At 72.3% G+C, this 18,236-nt stretch carries 19 protein-coding genes; 6 read left to right on the forward strand and 13 right to left on the reverse strand.

Annotated elements, in window-relative coordinates; translation table 11 throughout:
• The 3 genes from EFL26_RS09045 to EFL26_RS09055 all read right to left on the reverse strand — a co-directional run.
• Nucleotides 1–369, reverse strand: a 369-nt coding sequence (locus EFL26_RS09045; RefSeq protein WP_342773525.1) for an ATP-grasp domain-containing protein, incomplete at its 3' end; no start/stop codon positions are given.
• Between the two features lie 134 nt (nucleotides 370–503).
• Nucleotides 504–1,523 carry an NAD-dependent epimerase/dehydratase family protein gene (locus EFL26_RS09050; protein WP_123222578.1) on the reverse strand — a complete coding sequence of 340 codons (1,020 nt, stop codon included), beginning with the start codon at nucleotides 1,521–1,523 and terminating at the stop codon, nucleotides 504–506.
• Nucleotides 1,524–1,526: 3 nt separating this feature from the next.
• The gene (locus tag EFL26_RS09055) at nucleotides 1,527–1,916 is read right to left on the reverse strand and encodes a cobalamin B12-binding domain-containing protein (RefSeq protein ID WP_123222579.1); all 390 of its coding nucleotides are present in this window, start codon (nucleotides 1,914–1,916) and stop codon (nucleotides 1,527–1,529) included.
• A gap of 188 nt (nucleotides 1,917–2,104) precedes the next feature.
• Between EFL26_RS09055 and EFL26_RS09060 the strand changes: the two genes are divergently transcribed.
• Nucleotides 2,105–2,974, forward strand: a complete 870-nt coding sequence (locus EFL26_RS09060) for a M23 family metallopeptidase (RefSeq protein WP_123222580.1) — start codon at nucleotides 2,105–2,107, stop codon at nucleotides 2,972–2,974.
• A 220-nt stretch (nucleotides 2,975–3,194) separates the two neighbouring features.
• On the opposite strand, the gene pcrA is transcribed toward EFL26_RS09060, so the two are convergent.
• Genes pcrA through EFL26_RS09075 form a run of 3 tightly spaced genes read right to left on the reverse strand, consistent with a single transcriptional unit; the run spans nucleotide 3,195 to nucleotide 7,351 of the window.
• Entirely contained in the window at nucleotides 3,195–5,669 is a 2,475-nt protein-coding gene (gene pcrA, locus EFL26_RS09065) for a DNA helicase PcrA (RefSeq protein WP_123222581.1), read from the reverse strand.
• A 36-nt stretch (nucleotides 5,670–5,705) separates the two neighbouring features.
• On the reverse strand, nucleotides 5,706–6,143 hold the full coding sequence (locus EFL26_RS09070; protein ID WP_123222582.1) for a DUF4234 domain-containing protein: 438 nt from the start codon (nucleotides 6,141–6,143) through the stop codon (nucleotides 5,706–5,708).
• Between the two features lie 56 nt (nucleotides 6,144–6,199).
• The gene (locus tag EFL26_RS09075; protein ID WP_221176908.1) at nucleotides 6,200–7,351 is read right to left on the reverse strand and encodes an MBL fold metallo-hydrolase; all 1,152 of its coding nucleotides are present in this window, start codon (nucleotides 7,349–7,351) and stop codon (nucleotides 6,200–6,202) included.
• Between the two features lie 129 nt (nucleotides 7,352–7,480).
• Between EFL26_RS09075 and EFL26_RS09080 the strand changes: the two genes are divergently transcribed.
• Nucleotides 7,481–7,870 carry a DUF2237 family protein gene (locus EFL26_RS09080; RefSeq protein ID WP_123222583.1) on the forward strand — a complete coding sequence of 130 codons (390 nt, stop codon included), beginning with the start codon at nucleotides 7,481–7,483 and terminating at the stop codon, nucleotides 7,868–7,870.
• A gap of 13 nt (nucleotides 7,871–7,883) precedes the next feature.
• On the opposite strand, the gene EFL26_RS09085 is transcribed toward EFL26_RS09080, so the two are convergent.
• Nucleotides 7,884–8,642, reverse strand: a complete 759-nt coding sequence (locus EFL26_RS09085) for a class I SAM-dependent methyltransferase (protein ID WP_123222593.1) — start codon at nucleotides 8,640–8,642, stop codon at nucleotides 7,884–7,886.
• A gap of 57 nt (nucleotides 8,643–8,699) precedes the next feature.
• Here EFL26_RS09085 and EFL26_RS09090 point away from each other — a divergent pair, with 57 nt between their 5' ends.
• From EFL26_RS09090 to EFL26_RS09105, 4 genes are all read left to right on the forward strand, one after another.
• On the forward strand, nucleotides 8,700–9,404 hold the full coding sequence (locus EFL26_RS09090; RefSeq protein ID WP_221176909.1) for an EthD domain-containing protein: 705 nt from the start codon (nucleotides 8,700–8,702) through the stop codon (nucleotides 9,402–9,404).
• A gap of 111 nt (nucleotides 9,405–9,515) precedes the next feature.
• The gene (locus EFL26_RS09095) at nucleotides 9,516–9,893 is read left to right on the forward strand and encodes a YciI family protein (RefSeq protein WP_123222584.1); all 378 of its coding nucleotides are present in this window, start codon (nucleotides 9,516–9,518) and stop codon (nucleotides 9,891–9,893) included.
• Between the two features lie 114 nt (nucleotides 9,894–10,007).
• The gene (locus EFL26_RS09100; protein ID WP_123222585.1) at nucleotides 10,008–11,312 is read left to right on the forward strand and encodes an RNA polymerase sigma factor; all 1,305 of its coding nucleotides are present in this window, start codon (nucleotides 10,008–10,010) and stop codon (nucleotides 11,310–11,312) included.
• Nucleotides 11,313–11,364: 52 nt separating this feature from the next.
• Nucleotides 11,365–12,231 (forward strand): alpha/beta fold hydrolase, encoded by an 867-nt coding sequence (locus EFL26_RS09105; RefSeq protein WP_123222586.1) that lies wholly within the window; start codon nucleotides 11,365–11,367, stop codon nucleotides 12,229–12,231.
• A gap of 12 nt (nucleotides 12,232–12,243) precedes the next feature.
• Here EFL26_RS09105 and EFL26_RS24165 read toward each other — a convergent pair whose 3' ends face one another.
• From EFL26_RS24165 to EFL26_RS09130, 6 genes are all read right to left on the reverse strand, one after another.
• The gene (locus EFL26_RS24165) at nucleotides 12,244–12,393 is read right to left on the reverse strand and encodes a hypothetical protein (protein ID WP_183408108.1); all 150 of its coding nucleotides are present in this window, start codon (nucleotides 12,391–12,393) and stop codon (nucleotides 12,244–12,246) included.
• Between the two features lie 109 nt (nucleotides 12,394–12,502).
• On the reverse strand, nucleotides 12,503–12,691 hold the full coding sequence (locus EFL26_RS09110) for a DUF1918 domain-containing protein (protein ID WP_123222587.1): 189 nt from the start codon (nucleotides 12,689–12,691) through the stop codon (nucleotides 12,503–12,505).
• An 83-nt stretch (nucleotides 12,692–12,774) separates the two neighbouring features.
• Complete coding sequence (locus EFL26_RS09115; RefSeq protein ID WP_123222588.1) at nucleotides 12,775–13,752, reverse strand: LLM class F420-dependent oxidoreductase; 978 nt, start codon at nucleotides 13,750–13,752, stop codon at nucleotides 12,775–12,777.
• Nucleotides 13,753–13,797: 45 nt separating this feature from the next.
• Entirely contained in the window at nucleotides 13,798–14,907 is a 1,110-nt protein-coding gene (locus EFL26_RS09120; protein ID WP_123222589.1) for an acetate/propionate family kinase, read from the reverse strand.
• 4 nt (nucleotides 14,908–14,911) lie between these two features.
• On the reverse strand, nucleotides 14,912–17,362 hold the full coding sequence (locus tag EFL26_RS09125) for a phosphoketolase family protein (RefSeq protein WP_123222590.1): 2,451 nt from the start codon (nucleotides 17,360–17,362) through the stop codon (nucleotides 14,912–14,914).
• 147 nt (nucleotides 17,363–17,509) lie between these two features.
• A complete protein-coding gene (locus tag EFL26_RS09130) occupies nucleotides 17,510–18,010 on the reverse strand; it encodes a flavin reductase family protein (RefSeq protein WP_123222591.1) in 501 nt (166 codons plus the stop codon).
• Nucleotides 18,011–18,236 lie beyond the last annotated feature (226 nt).

The following is an 18,236-nucleotide window of genomic DNA, read 5'->3' on the forward strand; positions in this document are numbered from 1 at the left end:
CACACCGCCCTCGACGCTCGCGATGCACAGGTAGGAGCGGTTCGCCCGGTCGAGCAGGAAGGAGAAGTAGTACTCCTCCTCCGGCGGGGTGGCCGGAGTGATCAGCACCCGGTTGACGGTCAGACCCTTGATCTCCATGCCGAGGATGTTCGAGGCGTGCTCGAAGGCCTCGTCCGGGGTCTTGGCGAGCTTCACGCCGCCCGCCTTGCCACGGCCGCCGGCCTTGACCTGCGCCTTCACGACGGTGACTCCGCCGAACTTCTCCGCGGCGGCCTTCGCCTCCTCGGCCGTCTCGACGACCACGCCGAGCGTGGTGGCCACGCCGTGCTTGGCGAAGAGCTCCTTCGCCTGAAACTCCATCAGATCCACGGGCTCAACCCATCTGTCGCTGTCAGGAATGTGTGGGCCGAGGTGAACTCGGCGCACCGCTGACCATAAACCCGGGGAGCGGGCCCGAACGACCCGGGATCGGCGGCTGGACGTGGCCTTCGCCACACGCGGGCTCAGCCGGCGCGGAGCCTGCCGAGGTGGCGGCGACGCAGCCTTCCCTGCTCGGCCAGCGCGAGGAGGGTGTCGCGGACGGAGTCGTCCAGGGGCCGCGCCGAGACACCGAGGTCCGCGGTGGTCCCCGACGTGTCGAAGGCCGTCTCGCGCGCCATCAGCTCCATCGACTCCGGGTCGCCGGGGAGGTGCAGGTGCGGCGGCAGGACCCGGTTCACCCGGTCGAACAGCCGCGCGAAAGCGACCAGCACGGCGCGCGGAGGCTCGGCGTGCGGCCGCCGGCGACCGGTGACCCGTCGTACGGCGCCGTAGAGCGCATCGCCGTCCAGCTGCCAGCCGGGCACGACGTAGCGCCGTGGCCCCCGGCCCGGCTCCATCGTCGCGGCGACCACGGCCGCGACGTCGCGGACGTCGACGTAGTGCATCCGGCCCGACGGGAACACGGGGAGCCGCCCGGAGGCGATCCACAGCATCAGCTCGGCGATCGTGCCCAGGTAGGGATCGTGCGGGCCGAGGACCCCGCCCGGATAGACGCAGGTGACCGGTGCGCCGGCGTCCTGGAGCCTGCGGGCGACGCGCTCCGAGGCGATCTTCGAGCGCGCGTAGGGCAGGTCCAGGTCGCCGAGCGGCAGGTCCGGCGTGGTGCCGCCGTGCCGGACCAGCGCGACCGTGGAGGAGACGTGCACCACCGGGTCGAGCCCCCGCTCGACGGCGCCACCGAGCACCAGCTCGGTGGCCCGCTCGTTGGTGGTGAGCACCTCCCCGGTCCGCCGCGGGTCGAGGCTGAAGACGGCCGCCGCGTGCACGACCGCGTCGCAGCCGTCGAGCGCTCGCTCGACGGACGCCCGGTCGAGCACGTCCCCGCTGACCACGTCGCCGACCTCGACGCCCAGGGGACCGAGCGTCGTCGGCACCTGCTCGGGCCGGCGTACCAGCATCCGTACGTCGTGACCGGCGGCCACGAGGGCGGCGACGACGTGGCCCCCGACGAAGCCGGTGCCGCCGGTGACGAGGACGCGCACGGCTCAGTCCTCCGGGAACTGCTCCGCGACCCAGCCGGTGATCTCGCCGGTGGTCGCGCCGGGGGTGAAGATCTTCGCCACGCCCATCTCGGCCAGCGCCGGCAGGTCCTCGTCCGGGACGATCCCGCCGCCGAACACCACGATGTCCTCGGCCCCCCGCTCCCGGAGCAGGTCGGTGACCCGCTGGAACAACGACATGTGGGCTCCGGAGAGCACCGACAGCCCGACCAGGTCGGCGTCCTCCTGGATCGCGGTCTCGACGATCTGCTCCGGTGTCTGGTGCAGGCCCGTATAGATCACCTCGTGGCCGGCGTCACGCAGCGCCCGGGCCACCACCTTGGCCCCGCGGTCGTGCCCGTCGAGGCCCGGCTTGGCGACAACGATGCGCAGCATGAGCCGAAGGCTAGCCGACCGGGGATTCGGTACCGCCGAGCCGCGTGGGGTGCACAAATGACTACCCCGATTTCACTCGTCGAAACCATTCCGTTACTGTTTGGCCGGTCGCGCGTTGATGCAGGCAACCGTCGGGGGACGAGCACGGCGCCGCAGCGACACCGGGTGTAGTCGAGCAAAAGGGAGCTATGGGCAACCATCGGGCAGACCGTCGCGGCCCCCAGCGGGCTGCCGTCGACCCGACCCCCGCGCAGACGACGCGGGCGGCCCGCCCTGCGGGTGGCAAGCGCAAGGCCACCCGGCACCGCGCCCCCGCCGCAGCGCGGGTGCTGCCCTCGGCCCCGACCGTGGTCGGTGCCGTGGCGATCCTCGCGGCCGCCGGCAGCGCCGTCGCGTTCGGCCAGGGCCAGCTGCCCGGCAGCAACGGCATCGCGCTCTCCGCGGGCAAGGCCGACGCCCTCAACGGCACCGACGCGTTCGGGTACGGCGCGAGCGAGGCCCGCGCCGACGCGATCAGCCGTGACACCGACCGGCAGGCGGCCCAGGACCTGGCTCAGAAGCAGTTCCAGCAGGAGGTCAACGAGCAGTCCCAGGCGCGCACCGGGGCGATCCTCAAGCTGGCCAGCTCCGCGCAGCAGCGTGCCGACCAGATCGCCAAGAACCTCTGGGTGCTGCCGACCGTCGGGTACCACCTGACCGCGCGCTTCGGCCAGTCCAGCGGCCTGTGGTCGCACCTGCACACGGGCCTCGACTTCGCCGCCCCCAGCGGCAACCCGATCTACGCGGTCGCCAACGGCGTGATCACCGACGCCGGCTACGACGGCGCCTACGGCAACAAGACCGTGGAGACCCTGCCCGACGGCACCGAGATCTGGTACTGCCACCAGTCGAGCATCGGTGTGAACATCGGCGACAAGGTGATCCAGAGCGAAGAGATCGGCACGGTCGGCAGCACCGGCAACACCACCGGCCCGCACGTGCACATCGAGGTCCACCCCGGCGGCGGCGACCCGGTCGACCCCTACCCCGAGTTCATCATGCACGGGGTCACGCCCTGACGAGGCTCGATGCCGATGTCAGGGCGTGGAGCCGAGCGGGCTGAAACGTCCGGAGGAGCGAAGCGGGGGAAGGCGTTTCTGCCCGCTCGGCGATCCCGGCAGGGACGCCATCGGTCTCGGCGTACTCTCGCGCAGCACGACTGCCCGCTCGGCGTACTTTCGCGCAGCACGACTGCCCGCTCGGCGTATTGTCGCGAAGCACGACTGCCCGCTCGGCGATCTACAACTTCTCGACCGGGGCGTACCTGAGTAGCAGGCGCTTGACGCCCTCGCTGCCGAAGTCGATCGAGGCGACGGAGCCCTCGCCGGCGCCCTCGACGCTGACCACGGTCCCGAGCCCGAACGAGTCGTGCTGGACCCGGTCGCCCGGGTCGAGGCTCGGGATCGCGCGACCCGCCATCGCCTTCTTCGAGGCGTCGGCCCGTGCGGCGGCGGTGCCGAACCGGCTCTGCATCTGCTCGCGACCCCGGCCGGTGAGGGTGCCCGACGCCCGGGCCGAGCCGTAGCCGCCCGAAGCCAGGTCGGGGCGAGACCAGGAGGTCTGCTCGGCCGCGGTACGGCGCCAGTCGACGAGGTCGACCGGGAGCTCGTCGAGGAACCGTGAGGCCGGGTTGTGCGCCGGCGCGCCCCAGGCGGAACGCATCACCGCGCGCGAGACATAGAGCCGCTCGCGCGCCCGGGTGAGGCCGACGTACGCGAGGCGGCGCTCCTCCTCCAGCTCGGGCTTGTCCCCCAGCGACCGCTGGTGCGGGAAGATGCCGTCCTCGAGGCCGGTGAGGAAGACGACCGGGAACTCCAGTCCCTTGGCGGTGTGGAGAGTCATCAGGGTGACGACGCCGGGAGCCTCCTGGCCCTCGGGCGCGTCCGGGATCTGGTCGGAGTCGGCCACCAGGGCGACCCGCTCGAGGAAGTCGGAGAGGCCGGGCGGGGCGGTCGGCTCGTCGGCGGGGTCGGCGCTCGGCCCGACCTGCGGGTCGTCGGCGAACTCCCGGGCGACCGCGACCAGCTCGGCGAGGTTCTCGACCCGGGTCTCGTCCTGCGGGTCGTCGGAGTCCTCGAGCTCCTTGAGGTAGCCGCTCAGCGCGAGCGTCTGCTCCAGCACCACGTCGACCCGCTCGCCGGCGACGACCATCGACTGGAGCTGCTCGATCAGGTCGACGAACGCCTTGATCTGGTTCAGCGACCGGCTGGCGAGGCCGGGCGCCTCGCCGGCGCGCTGCAGCCCCTCCCAGAAGGTGATCCGCTCGCGGCTCGCGAAGGCCTCGACGCACGCCTCGGCGCGGTCGCCGATGCCGCGCTTGGGGGTGTTGAGGATGCGACGCAGCGAGACCTGGTCGGCCGGGTTGACCAGCGTGCGCAGGTAGGCGAGCGCGTCGCGCACCTCGCGCCGCTCGTAGAAGCGCACCCCGCCGACCACCTTGTAGGGCATGCCGACCCGGATGAACACCTCCTCGAAGACACGGGACTGCGCGTTGGTCCGGTAGAACACCGCCACGTCGCCGGCGCGCGCGGCACCGGAGTCGGTGAGCTTGTCGATCTCCTCCGCGACGAAGCGGGCCTCGTCACGCTCGTCGTCGCCGACGTACCCGACGATCTTGGCGCCGTCGCCGGCGTCGCTCCACAGCCGCTTGGGCTTGCGGCTCTCGTTGTTGCCGATCACGGAGTTCGCCGCGGTCAGGATGGTCTGGGTGGAGCGGTAGTTCTGCTCGAGCAGCACGGTCTCGGCGTTCGGGAAGTCCTGCTCGAAGTCGAGGATGTTGCGGATGTTGGCTCCGCGGAACGCGTAGATGGACTGGTCGGCGTCGCCGACCACCATCAGCTCGGCCGGCGGCGCGGCGGGGGTCTCGTCGCGGACCTCCACCTCGGGTGCACACAGCTCGTGGATGAGGGCGTACTGCGCGTGGTTGGTGTCCTGGTACTCGTCGACGAGCACGTGGCGGAACCGGCGACGCCAGTTCTCCCGCACGGCCGGGAACGCCCGGAACAGGTGCACGGTCATCATCAGCAGGTCGTCGAAGTCCAGGGCGTTCGCCTGGCGCAGCCGCTCCTGGTAGATCCGGTACGCCGCGGCGTACGTCTCCTCCTGGACGTTGCGGGCGTCCTTCGCGGCGTCCTCGGGGTCCTGCAGCTCGTTCTTCGCGTTGGACACCCAGTGCAGGATCGCCCGCGGCTGGAACCGCTTGACGTCGAGGTCGAGGTCACGGCACACGATCGTCATCAACCGCTTGGAGTCGGCCGCGTCGTAGATCGTGAAGTTCGACTTGAAGCCGAGGTGGACGATCTCCTTGCGCAGGATCCGCACGCAGGCGGAGTGGAAGGTGCTCACCCACATGATCCGGGCGCGGTTGCCGACGAGCTCCTGCACCCGCTCGCGCATCTCGGCCGCGGCCTTGTTGGTGAACGTGATCGCGAGGATCGACCCCGGGTGGGCGTTGCGCTCGGAGATCAGCCAGGCGATCCGGCGGGTGAGCACCCGCGTCTTGCCCGAACCGGCTCCGGCGACCACGAGCAGCGGCGCACCCTCGTGCACGACGGCCCGCCGCTGCGGCTCGTTGAGCCCCTCGAGGAGCTCGTCGCGGGTGGGCCGGTGACGCTTGCGGGTCTCACCGGGCGCTGCGTCCCCGGGAGGCTCCTCCGAGGAGGTGTCGGCCGGCTCGACGGAGGGCAGGCCGGGGATCGGGAACTGGGTGGTCATGTCCCCCCAACCCTACGTGGGCGGGGGGACATCGGGTCAGCGAGCGCCGTACGAGCGCCAGTAGTCGTTGAGCGCGCCGTTGGTCTTCACGAACCACACGATCGGACCGACCAGGATGAACATGCCCGGGAAGTACCAGAGCCCGGTCAGGGCGCTGACGGGTGCCTGCCGCCCGGAGCGCTCGTAGAGCTTGGCGACCTCGTCGGAGGTGAAGAACGCCGCCACCGGGGACACGAACCAGGCCAGGACCAGCGCCACGACACCGCCGATGCCCTGGCCGCTGTGCTTCTTCATCTCGTCGTGGACGAGGTACCACCACACCAGCCCGTAGATCCCGAAGGTGACGAAGAACAGCAGCATGGAGAGGCCGGTCGACCGGACCTTGCCGACGACCGCCGGCCCACCGGGAACGGGCGGGGCGTACTGCGGTGCTGCGGGCGGCGGCGGAGGGGGCGGTGGGGCCTGGTCGCTCATGGCGGCAACCTAGCGAGGTTCGCCCACGCCCGCAGGCGTACGCCGCAACGCGCGGCTCAGGAGGTTGCGAGGCGCCCGGAGGCCGCCGTCCACCAGTCCGTGGTCGGAAGGCCGGCCACCGACTCGGGATCGGCGGGGTCGACCTCGAAGCGCTCGCCGGGCCGCGGCAGCGCGACGACGACGCCGCGCTCGGCGGCCTCCTCGCGCACCCAGTCGGCGGGCGCGGACCAGCGGTGGAAGGCCAGGTCGAAGGTCGCCCAGTGGATCGGGAGGATGGCTCCCCCGCCGGTCTCCCCCTGCACGTCGAGGTGGCACTGCACGGCCTCGGCCGGGTCCATGTGCACGTCGCGCCAGCGCCGGTCGTAGGCACCGATCGGCAGCACGGTCAGGTCGAACGGCCCGTGCTCCTCGCCGATCTCCGCGAACGCGGGCGTGTAGCCGGTGTCGCCACCGAAGAACACGCGGCGATCACCGGCGGCGGCCACCCAGGAGGACCACAGCGTCGTGTTGCGCACGAACCCGCGACCGGAGAAGTGACGCGCCTCCGTGCAGGTCAGGGTGAGGTCGCCGACCCGGTGGGACTGGCCCCAGTCCAGCTCGACGATCCGGTTCTCCGGCACACCCCAGCGACGCAGGTGGGCGCTGATCCCCAGCGGCACCACGAACGGCGCGTCCTGCAGCTCGACGAGCCGGTCGATCGTGACCGTGTCGAGGTGGTCGTAGTGGTCGTGCGAGATCAGCACCGCGGAGAGCGGGGGGAGGTCGGTGAGCGGCATCGGCACGGGGTGGTTCCGGCGCGGGCCGACGGCCGACGACGGGGACACGCGCTCGCTCCAGACCGGGTCGGTGAGCACCCAGTGGCCACCGATCTCCAGCAGCACGGTGGCGTGGCCCAGCCAGGTCGCGGCGAGGTCGGTCGCCCGCTTCGGGAGCTGCGGGGTCACCAGCGGCACCACGCCGCGCGGCCGGCCGATGTCGCCGCGGCGGGCCCACTCGGCCGCCATCGAGCCGGTGCTCCCCGGCTCGACCACGCTCATCGGGAGCCGGTTGTGGAACAGACCGTCGCGGAACTGCGGCGAGTCGTAGGTGCCCGGCGGGCGGGCGCCCATCGAGCGGCGTACGCCGCGCGCGGCACCGGCGACCGGCGACACCAGAGCCGCCGAGACCGTCGCGGCTGCGGCGAGGAAGGGGATCCGGATCCGACTCACCCTGCAATTGTGCGTGACGCCTGGTGACGCGCGGATGACCGAGCCCGGTTACGGCGTGAACTCGACGTGAACAGGCGCGGCGTCGCGCCGCCCGAGACGGCGTACCGGGAACCGTGGCAGGCTCGTCCCATGAGCGAGCGGAACGTCCTGGGTGGGGAGCTCGAGCCGTGCGGGACCGAGCCGATGACCGGCTTCCACCGGGACGGCACCTGCACCTGCGGACCGGAGGACGTCGGCGTGCACGCGATCTGCGCGGTGATGACCACGGAGTTCCTCGAGCACCAGCGCTGGGTCGGCAACGACCTGAGCACGGCGCGACCGGAGTGGCAGTTCCCCGGACTGCACCCCGGCGACCGGTGGTGCGTGGTCGCCGCCCGGTGGCTGCAGGCCCACGAGGCCGGCGTGGCCGCACCGGTGGTGCTCGCCTCGACGAGCGAGCGTGCGCTCGAGATCGTCCCGCTGGAGGTGCTCCGGGAGCACTCCGTGGACGTGCCCGACGACCCGGGCATGCTCACGTAGGCGCTCGACGACCTCACACGGTGCCGCGCACGCACCAGGCGTGGGCGACGACCGGGAAGGCGCCGTCGGGGAGGACCTCGCGGCACCTCGCCTCCAGGGCGTCGCGGACGTCGTCGTCGACGGAGGCCAGGTAGCCGCCCGCCGGCCCGACTCCGAGCGTGTAGGGCTCCCACCACGCGTCGAACCCCGCGTAGTCGACGCTGACGGCGAGGTCGCGCTGGGCCACGTCGGCCAGGCCCGCCTCGGTCGCGAGCTCGACCAGGTGGCCCTCACGAGCACCCGGCAGCCGCGACTCGTCCACGGCGTCCGGGTCGATCTCGCCGACGACGGACCAGAAGGTGGACAGCGGTCCGCGATCGCCGCCGTGGTCCCAGACGCAGGCGGCCACCGTCCCACCGGGCCGGGTCACCCGGGCCATCTCCGCGAGACCGCGCACCGGGTCCTCCATGAAGTGCACGACCAGCTGGGCCAGGGCGGCATCGAACGCCCCGTCCCCGAACGGCAGGTCCTCGGCCGACCCGCGGCGCACGTCGAGACCCGGGAACCGCGTCCGCGCGGCCTCGACGAAGGGCGCGGACGGGTCGATCGCCGCCACCCTGTCGACCCCGAGGCGCTGCACCAGCCGGGCGGTAAGCGCCCCCGGCCCGCAGCCCACGTCCAGCGCGCGCTGCCCGGCCACCAGGTCGACCACCTCGACGAACGCGTCGGCCAGCGGCTCGGAGTAGCGGCCCATGAACCGGCCGTAGGCCTCGGCCGCCACGTCGAAGCTCATGGCGACCAATGTAGGAGCGATCCGCCGTCGGTGCCCCTCCTCGTCTAGATTGCCCGCGTGAGCACCAAGGCGGTCTTCGCCCTCCACCGTGACGATGTCGGCCCCGCCCTGCTCGAGGAGGCGTTCCGCGCGCGCGTCGCCGACACCGGCGTACGCCGCCTGCAGGTCAACGTCGACGACGCCGACGTCGCCGCCGCACCGCTCCGCTTCGGCCCCGGTACGCCGATCACGGCGGTCCTCAGCGTGTGGCTCGACGAGCCGGACGACGCGGCCGGGGCACCCGGCGACGCCCTCGCCGCGGTGGTCGCGGTCGTCCGCGAGATCGACCCGACGGCGGACGGCTGGCGGGTCGACGAGCGCCGCCCGATCGAGCCGCCCCCGGTGCCGGACGGTGCCCGGGCCGACGCGCTGGCCAACCTCGCGTTCCTGCGTCGGCCGGCCGCGATGTCGCCGCAGGACTGGCTCGACGACTGGCTCGAGCGGCACACACCGGTCGCGATCGCGACCCAGGGCACGTTCGGCTACGTCCAGAACCCGGTGCTCGAGGCGCTCACCCCCGACGCACCGGAGGTCGCCGGCATCGTGGAGGAGCTGTTCCCGATGGCAGCGATGGAGGACACCCACGCGTTCTACGGCAGCGCGGGTGACGACGCCGAGCTGCAGCGCCGGTTCGCGACGTTGATGGAGAGCGTCGCCCGCTTCGGCGCCGACCACGGGCTCGACCTGGTGCCGACCAGCCGGTACGTGTGGACGCTGTCCTGACCGGCTCCGAATTTTCTTGAAGTTCGATGTCGAGAACGGTCTGCTGGGACCGACGTACGGGTGACGAGGCTGCCGAGAAGCGGTGGCCGCCAGGGACGAAGGAGTGCAGCGATGCCTCGATTCATGGGTTTCGTGAAGATGGAAGAGGGCATCGGCGCGCCGCCCCAGGCGCTGTTCGACGCCATGGACAAGTACATCGGTGAGCAGTCCGCGCAGGGCCACTTCCTCGACGGCGGTGGGCTGTTCGGCACCGAGGACGCCGTGAACTTCGTCGTCCGCAAGGGCGAGACCACGCGCGTGGACGGGCCGTACGCCGAGGCCAAGGAGGTCGTCGGCGGCTGGGCGCTGCTCCAGTACGACACGCTCGAGGAGGCGATCAAGGGCCAGGAGGAGTTCGCCGAGCTGCACGCGACGTACTGGCCCGAGTGCTCGATGGTGGCCACGCTGCGGCAGGTCGCCGACGAGCCGCCCGCGCCTGCCGAGGGCTGAGCCGACCGGCGGGCTCGACCACCCTCACCGGGTGGTCGAGCCCACACCGGGTGGTTGAGCCCACACCGGGTGGTTGAGCCTGCCGAAACCACCACCGGTCCTACGCTGGGCCGCATGTCCGACCCGACGCCCGCCGACACCGTCACGACCACCTGGCGGCGGGAGGCCGCCGTGCTGGTGGCCGCGCTCACCCGGATGACCCGCGACGTCGGGCTGGCCGAGGACCTCGCCCAGGACGCCCTGGTGGCGGCCCTGGAGCAGTGGCCCGCCGTCGGGGTCCCGGACAACCCGGGTGCCTGGCTGATGACCACAGCCAAACGCCGCGCCGTCGACCACTTCCGGCGGGCGGACACGTTGCGACGCAAGACCGAGCAGCTCGGCCACGCACTGCTGGACGAGCACGGCCGGGAGGAGGGCACGATGCCGGACCTGGACGCGCAGGTCGACCACATCGAGGACGACGTGCTCCGGCTGATCTTCCTGTGCTGCCACCCTGCCCTGACCCCCGACTCCCGGGCCGCACTCACCCTGCGCATGGTCGGCGGCCTCACCACCGGCGAGATCGCCCGCGCGTTCCTGGTCTCCGAGACCACGATGGGACAGCGCATCTCGCGGGCCAAGCGCACGCTCGGCGAGGTCCGCGCCGAGTTCGAGCTGCCCACCGGCGACGAGCGGGCCGCCCGTCTCGACGACGTGATGGCCGTGGTCTACCTGATCTTCAACGAGGGGTACGCCGCCACGGCCGGTGACGACTGGATGCGCCCCGAGCTGACCACCGAGGCCATCCGGCTCGCCCGGATGCTCAGCACGATGGTGCCCGACGAGCCGGAGGTCCACGGGCTCCAGGCGCTGCTGGAGATCCAGGCGTCACGCAGCGAGGCGCGCACCGACGCCGAGGGCCGTCCGGTGCTGCTGGAGGACCAGGACCGCAGCCTGTGGGACGAGCTGCTGATCCGCCGGGGCCTCGCCGCGCTCGAGCGGGCGGAGCTGCTCGCCGCCCGCGGCCGCCCGGTCGGGCGCTACTACCTGCAGGCCGCGATCGCCTCCCGGCACGCGCGCGCCCGGACCGCCGAGGAGACCGACTGGAAGTCGATCTCCAGCCTGTACGACGTGCTCGCCGAGGTCGCGCCCGGACCGGTCGTCGAGGTCAACCGGGCGGTCGCGCACGGCCGCGCCTTCGACGCGGGCGCCGGCCTGGCCGTCCTGGACGCGATCGCGCCCGACGCGCTCTCCGGGTCGCCGCTGGTGCCGAGCGTGCGCGGCGACCTGCTCGCCCGGCTGGGCCACCACGAGGACGCCGCGGCCGCCTTCCGCGAGGCTGCGGCCTGCTCGGACAACCAGCGCGAGCGGGAGCTCCTGACCAGACGGGCCGAGGAGAACGAGCAGAAATCCGCCGGACCGATGTCGAGCACGACCTGAGCCGTCCGACGAGTGGGTGAGAGCCCACCCACCGACCTCCGAGGAGCCCACCATGAGCGCGACCACCTCTCCGCCGAGGACCAGCGAGACCCGCTACGCCGTCTCCGCCGACGGCACCCGGATCGCCTACGACGTGACCGGCCCCGCCGACGGCAGCGGTCCGGCGCTGGTCGTGGTCGAGGGCGCTCTGTGCCACCGAGCGATGGGGGCTGCGAAGACGCTGACCCCCGCGCTGCGGGAGCGGTTCACGGTCCACGCCTACGACCGGCGCGGACGCGGGGAGAGCGGGCCCGGGCCCAACGATCGATCGAGCACAGCGGCGTACGAGCCGCAGCGGGAGGTCGAGGACCTGCGCGCCGTGCTGGACGCCGCCGGCGGCAACCCGTTCGTGTTCGGCGCGTCCTCGGGCGCCGCGCTCGCGCTGGAGGCCGCGCGCCAGGGCGCGCCGATGCGTCGGCTCGCGGTCTACGAGGCGCCGTTCATCATCGACGACGCCCACGCACCCAACGACCCCGACCTCGGCGCGCGGACGCAGGCGCTGGTCGACGCGGGCCGTCCCGGCGACGCGGTCCGGCTGTTCATGAAGGTGGTCGGCGCTCCGGCGCCGATGGTGGCGATCATGCGGCTGCTGCCGGTGTGGAAGCAGCTCACCGCGGTCGCGCCGACGCTGCCGCACGACTACAGCATCGTGCTGCCCTTCCAGCAGGGCGCGCCCCTGCCCGGGGGGCGCTACGCCGAGGTCGAGCCGGCGACGCTCGTGATCGCGGGCGGAAAGAGCCCGGCGTACCTGCGCAACGCGCAGGCCGCAATCGCCGAGCAGCTGCCGCACGGCCGGCTGGTGACGCTGCCGGGCCAGACCCACATGATCAGGGCGAAGGCGACCGCACCGGTGCTGCTCGACCACTTCCTCGGAGGCTGACGCCTCCGAGCGTTATCGGTTCTTGCCGTGGCCCTTGCCGGTGGTCAGCGCCTCGACGTCGCTGATCACGGTCGAGCCCTTGGCCTTCTTGTCGCGGCGTTTCTCCTTGAGGGACTTGCCGCTCTTCTTCGACGCGCTCTGGCGCGGGGACTTGTCGGACATCTGTGGCTCCTTCGGAGAGCCACCGTGGCTCAGCACCTTCGACAGTACGCCGTTCGGCCCCGTTCCGGGCGCGGCCGGGCCGCCCGGTCGGCCGTTCGGTCCGGGCTGCTCAGTCCTGGGCGTGGTCGACGTGCGCGTCCGGCCCGGGGAACATCAGCCCCTCGTGCCCGTCGCTCCAGCGGACCAGGTACGGCGGTTCACCGTGCGGCCCGCGGACCTCGAGCACCTCTCCCACCTTGCGGGCCTGACCGACCCGGTTGCTCTCCACGACCAGACGGTCGCCGACCTTGGCCTCCATCGCCCTCACCTCCGCGTGGCGTGCGCCGACGCCTCCACCATGCGCCGATCGGGTCAGGGCCGCAAGGGCACGAGCCCGCCGGCTCAGCCGCCTCCGAGCTCGGAGCGCAGCGTCGGCAGCAGCTCCTTGCCGGCGAGGTCCAGGAACTCCGGCTGGCTCGCGTCGCCGATCTGCACGAGGGCGACGTCGGTGAAGCCGGCGTCGACGTACGCGCGCACCGCCTCGACGATCCTGTCCAGGTCGGGACCGCACGGGATCGACGCGCTGACGTCCTCCGGGCGCACGAACTGGGTGGCCCCGGCGAACCCGGCCGTCCCGGGCAGCTCGGCGTTGACCTTCCAGCCGTTGCCGAACCAGCGGAACTGCTCGTGCGCGACGCGTGCGCACTCCTCCGCGTCGGGCCCCCAGCAGATCGGCAGCTGGCCGATCCGGCGCGACGGGCGCCCGGCGCGGGCCTCGTCCCACCGCTCGACGAGCTCCGCCTTCGGCTCGACCGCGATGAGGTGGTCGGCGACGGGCGCGAACAGGTCGACGCTCTGCGGCCCGGACACGGCCACGCCGATCGGGACCCGCTCGTCGGGGAGGTCCCAGAGCTTGGCGGAGTCGACCTGGAAGTGGCGGCCGGCGAAGTCCACGTAGTCGCCGTCGAAGAGCGCGCCGATGATCGCGATCGCCTCCGAGAGCATCTCCTGGCGGACGTTCGCGGCCGGCCACGGGCCGACGACGTGCTCGTTGAGGTTCTCCCCCGAGCCGAGGCCGAGGAGGAACCGGCCGTTGCTCAACAGCCCCAGGGTCGCCGCCTTCTGCGCGACCACCGCGGGGTGGTAGCGCCGGGTCGGGCAGGTCACGTAGGTCATCAACTCGACGCGCTCGGTGACCTGGCTGACGGCCCCGAGCACGCTCCAGGCGTACGGCGCGTGCCCCTGGCTGTCGAGCCACGGGAAGTAGTGGTCGCTGCTGACCTCGAAGTCGAAGCCGGCCGCCTCCGCCTGCTCGGCGTGGCGGACCAGCTCACGAGGCCCGGACTGCTCGGTCATCAAGGTGTATCCGAATCGGGTCATGCGAGCGCCCGTACCCCGGCAGCCAGAAGGGCACACACCGGATGCTCAGCCACCCAGCGTCTCCCGGGTCAGCCGCGCCACCTCGGCGGCCTCGGCCGCGGTGACCACGACCGTCGCGACCCCGGCGCCGGGCGCGGTGAGGTCGGCGTCGCCCTGCGCGGCGGCGTTCGCCGTGGGGTCGAGCGCGACCCCGAGGTGGGCGAGCCGCTCCGCGGCCGCACCGCGTACGGCGGGCGCGTGCTCGCCCACTCCCCCGGTGAACACGAGCAGGTCGAGCCCGCCGGCGCTCGCCGCCATCGCGCCGATCTCGCGGACCAGCGAGTGCACGTAGACGTCGAACGCGAGGGCGCAGTCGGCGTCGCCGCGCGCGCGGCCCTCGAGCACCTCGCGGACGTCCCCCGACGTGCCGGTGAGCCCCCGGAGGCCGGACTGGTGCTCGAGCGCGGAGGTCAGCGTCTCCGGGTCGAGCCCGCCGTGCTCGAGCAGCCACATCACCAGGCCGGGGTCCACCGATCCGGAGCGGGTCTGCATGACCAGCCCGGCCAGCGGCGTGAAGCCCATCGTCGTGTCGACCGAGCGCCCCTCGCGCACGGCGGCCAGCGACGCACCCGCCCCGAGGTGGCAGGACACGACCCGCAGCGACTCCAGCGGGCGGCCGACCAGCTCCGCGGCCCGGCGCACGCCCGAGGCGTGCGAGAGGCCGTGGAACCCGTAGCGCCGGAGGTCCCAGCGTTGGTTCCACTCCCGGGGCAGCGCATACGTGCGCGCCGCCGGGGTCAGCGTGGTGTGGAACGCCGTGTCGAACGCGGCGACCACGGGCACGTCCAGCAGCCGGGAGACCTCGCGGATACCGGCGACGGCGCGGGGCTGGTGGAGCGGGGCCAGGTCGGTGATCGAGTCGAGGTAGGCCACGACGTCGGCGTCGACGACCACCGGCGCGGCGTACCGGCTGCCCCCGTGGACCACCCGGTGGCCGACCGCATCGACCGTGCCACAGCCGTCGAGGAACTCCTCGATCGGCGCCACGTCGCCGACGCCCTGCCAGCGCTCGACGGTCGTCGAGGCGACCACGTCGCTGCCGTCGAGCACCGCGAGCTTCAGGCTCGAGGACCCGGCGTTGACGACCAGGACCGGGCCGACGGTCTGCTCCGTCACCCGCTCAGCCCTCGGGGGCTTCGGTCGCGGCGTCCTCGGTCACCGCGACCGGCCCGGTGCCGGCCGACCGCCACTGCCAGTCCTTGATCTCCGGCATGTCCTCACCGTGCTCGCGGATGTACCGCTGGTGCTCGATCAGCTTGCCCCGCAGCCACTCGCGCGCGTGCGCCGAGACGTCGCGGAGCCGCGGCACCCGGTCGATCACGTCGATCGCCAGGTTGTAGCGGTCGACCTGGTTGAGCACGGTCATGTCGAAGGGCGTGGTGGTCGTGCCCTCCTCCTTGTAGCCGCGGACGTGGAAGTTGTCGTGGTTCGTGCGCCGATAGGTCAGCCGGTGGATCAGCCACGGGTAGCCGTGGTAGGCGAAGATCACCGGCTTCTCGCGGGTGAACAGCGCGTCGAAGTCCGCGGCCGACAGCCCGTGCGGGTGCTCGCGGTCGTCCTGGAGCCGCATCAGGTCCACGACGTTGACGAAGCGCACCTTGAGGTCGGGGAAGAACCCGTGCAGCAGGTCGGCGGCGGCGAGCGCCTCCATCGTCGGTACGTCGCCCGCGCACCCGAGCACGACGTCGGGCTCGGCGCCGGCGTCGGTGCTCGCCCAGGGCCAGATCCCGATCCCCTTGGTGCAGTGCGCGATCGCCTCGTCCATCGAGAGGTACTGCAGCGCCGGCTGCTTGCCCGCCACGATGATGTTGACGTACTGGCGGCTGCGCAGGCAGTGGTCGGCCACCGAGAGCAGGCAGTTGGCGTCCGGCGGGAGGTACACCCGGATCACGTCGGCCTTCTTGTTCACCGCGTGGTCGATGAAGCCCGGGTCCTGGTGGGAGAAGCCGTTGTGGTCCTGGCGCCACACGTGCGAGGTGAGCAGGTAGTTCAGGCTCGCGATCGGCCGACGCCACGGGATGTCGTCGGTGACCTTCAGCCACTTCGCGTGCTGGTTGAACATCGAGTCGATGACGTGGATGAACGCCTCGTAGCAGGAGAACAGGCCGTGCCGCCCGGTCAGCAGGTAACCCTCGAGCCAGCCCTCGCAGGTGTGCTCGGACAGGATCTCCATGACCCGCCCGTCGCGTGCGAGGTGGTCGTCGCCGGGCACGGTCTCGGCGTCCCAGGTGCGGTTCGTGACGTCGAGGACGTCCTGGAGCCGGTTGGAGTTGTTCTCGTCCGGCGAGAACATCCGGAACGTGTCGGGGTTGTGCGCCATCACGTCGCGCAGCCAGGTGCCGAGGACACGGGTCGACTCGACCGCACCGGTGCCGGGCTCGTCGACCGGCACGGCGTACGAGGCGAAGTCGGGGAGGCGCAGGTCGCGCAGCAGCAGGCCGCCGTTGGCGTACGGCGTCGCGCTCATCCGGCGGTCGCCCTTGGGGTGCAGCCGGGCGATCTCCGGGACCGGCGCACCGGTGCTGTCGAAGAGCTCCTCGGGCCGGTAGCTGCGCATCCAGTCCTCGAGCACCGTGCGGTGCGCGTCGTTGGTGCGGGCGTCGGCGAACGGCACCTGGTGGGAGCGCCACGAGCCCTCGACCTGCTTGCCGTCGAGGGTGTCGGGGCCGGTCCAGCCCTTCGGCGAGCGCAGCACGATCATCGGCCAGCGCGGCCGCTCCGTCAGCTCGCCGGCGCGGGCCTGCTCCTGGATGGCGCGGATCTCGTCGAGGCACCGGTCGAGCGTGGCCGCGAACGCCTGGTGCATGGTCGCGGGGTCGTCACCGGAGACGACGTACGGGTTGTGGCCGTAGCCGCGGAGCAGCGCGTCCAGCTCGGCATCGGGGATGCGGGCCAGCACGGTCGGGTTGGCGATCTTGTAGCCGTTGAGGTGCAGGATCGGGAGGACGGCGCCGTCGCGGCGCGGGTCGACGAACTTGTTGGAGTGCCAGCTGGTCGCCAGCGGGCCGGTCTCGGCCTCCCCGTCGCCGACGATCGCGGCCACGACGAGGTCGGGGTTGTCGAAGGCCGCGCCGTACGCGTGCGAGAGCGAGTAGCCGAGCTCGCCGCCCTCGTGGATCGAGCCGGGCGTCTCAGGGGCGACGTGGCTGGGGATGCCGCCGGGGAAGGAGAACTGCGTGAACAGCCGCTCCATGCCCTCCTCGTCCTGGCTGATGTGGGAGTAGATCTCGCTGTAGGTCCCCTCGAGCCAGGCGCTGGCCACCAGCCCGGGACCGCCGTGCCCGGGCCCGATGATGTACATCATGTGCAGGTCGCGAGCCATGATCGCCCGGTTGAGGTGGGCGTAGACGAAGTTCAGCCCCGGCGTCGTGCCCCAGTGGCCCAGCAGGCGCGGCTTCACGTGCTCGGCCTCGATCGGCACGCGCAGCAGGGGGTTGGACATCAGGTAGATCTGCCCGACGCTCAGGTAGTTGGCGGCCCGCCACCAGGCGTCGATCCGGCGCAGCTCGTCCGGGTCGAGCGGGCCGCCCCGTGTGCCGGTCTCGCTGGGCAGGGTCGTCGCGTCCGTCATCGTGCTCCTCCTCGAGCGCCCGCGCGGACGCCTCCTCGGGCAGTCTGCTGGTCTCCACGCTGTCCCAGGCAGGGGCGAAAGTCACGCCGATTGGCCCGCTCAGGGCCTCTCCGCGGACGCCGGGCTCGTCGTGTGCAGCCGAGCCGCTCACGGGTCGTGGCCGGGCTCCACGTCCGCGACGTCCTGGAGGGTGAGCGGGTCCGCGTCACCGGCCGCCTCCACCTCCACGGGCTCGAGCAGGAATCCCACGTGGTCGCCGAGCGTGACGTGCTCGATGATCCGCCCGACCACGCGCCGGGGGCAGTCGTCGAGCAACGGCACGCCACCCGGACCCGCGCTCCAGGAGCAGCGGGCGAACTTGTCCACCTCGTCGCCCGTCTCCGCGCCGAACAGCTCGGCCAGGTCGTGCTGCTCCTCGGCGAGCAGGTGCACCGCAAGCAGCTCGGCACGCTGCGCGACCTGCATCGTGTGGTTCTTGTCCGACAGGCACACCAGGAACCGCGGCGGATCGATCCCTGTCTGCGTCGTGAACCCCACCAGGCACCCCGACCGCTCGCTCCCGTCGGTCGTGGTCACCACGAACATCGGATAGTCCAGCGCCTCGGTGAACCGGTCGAACTCACGCCTGCCCAGCGGTCGGAGGTCCATGCGGCGATGGTGGCACAGGGGTGTCGGGGGCGGGGTGTTGGAGTCTGCCCGGGGGTGGTTGAGCTTCCTTCGCGGTGGGAGCTCGCTCCCGGGTGGTTGAGCCCGTCGAAACCACTGGCGGCGGGTGTCCGTCTGTGCCGGGGGACGGGCAGCGACGTGGGGCTCGGTCTCGCTGCTGGTCTGGTGTGCGTTCGGTGGTTGAGGTGCGAGCGCCAGCGAGCCTCGA

Origin of the sequence: Nocardioides pocheonensis (assembly GCF_003725535.1) — a bacterium.
In the GTDB taxonomy this organism is placed as follows: domain Bacteria; phylum Actinomycetota; class Actinomycetes; order Propionibacteriales; family Nocardioidaceae; genus Marmoricola; species Marmoricola pocheonensis.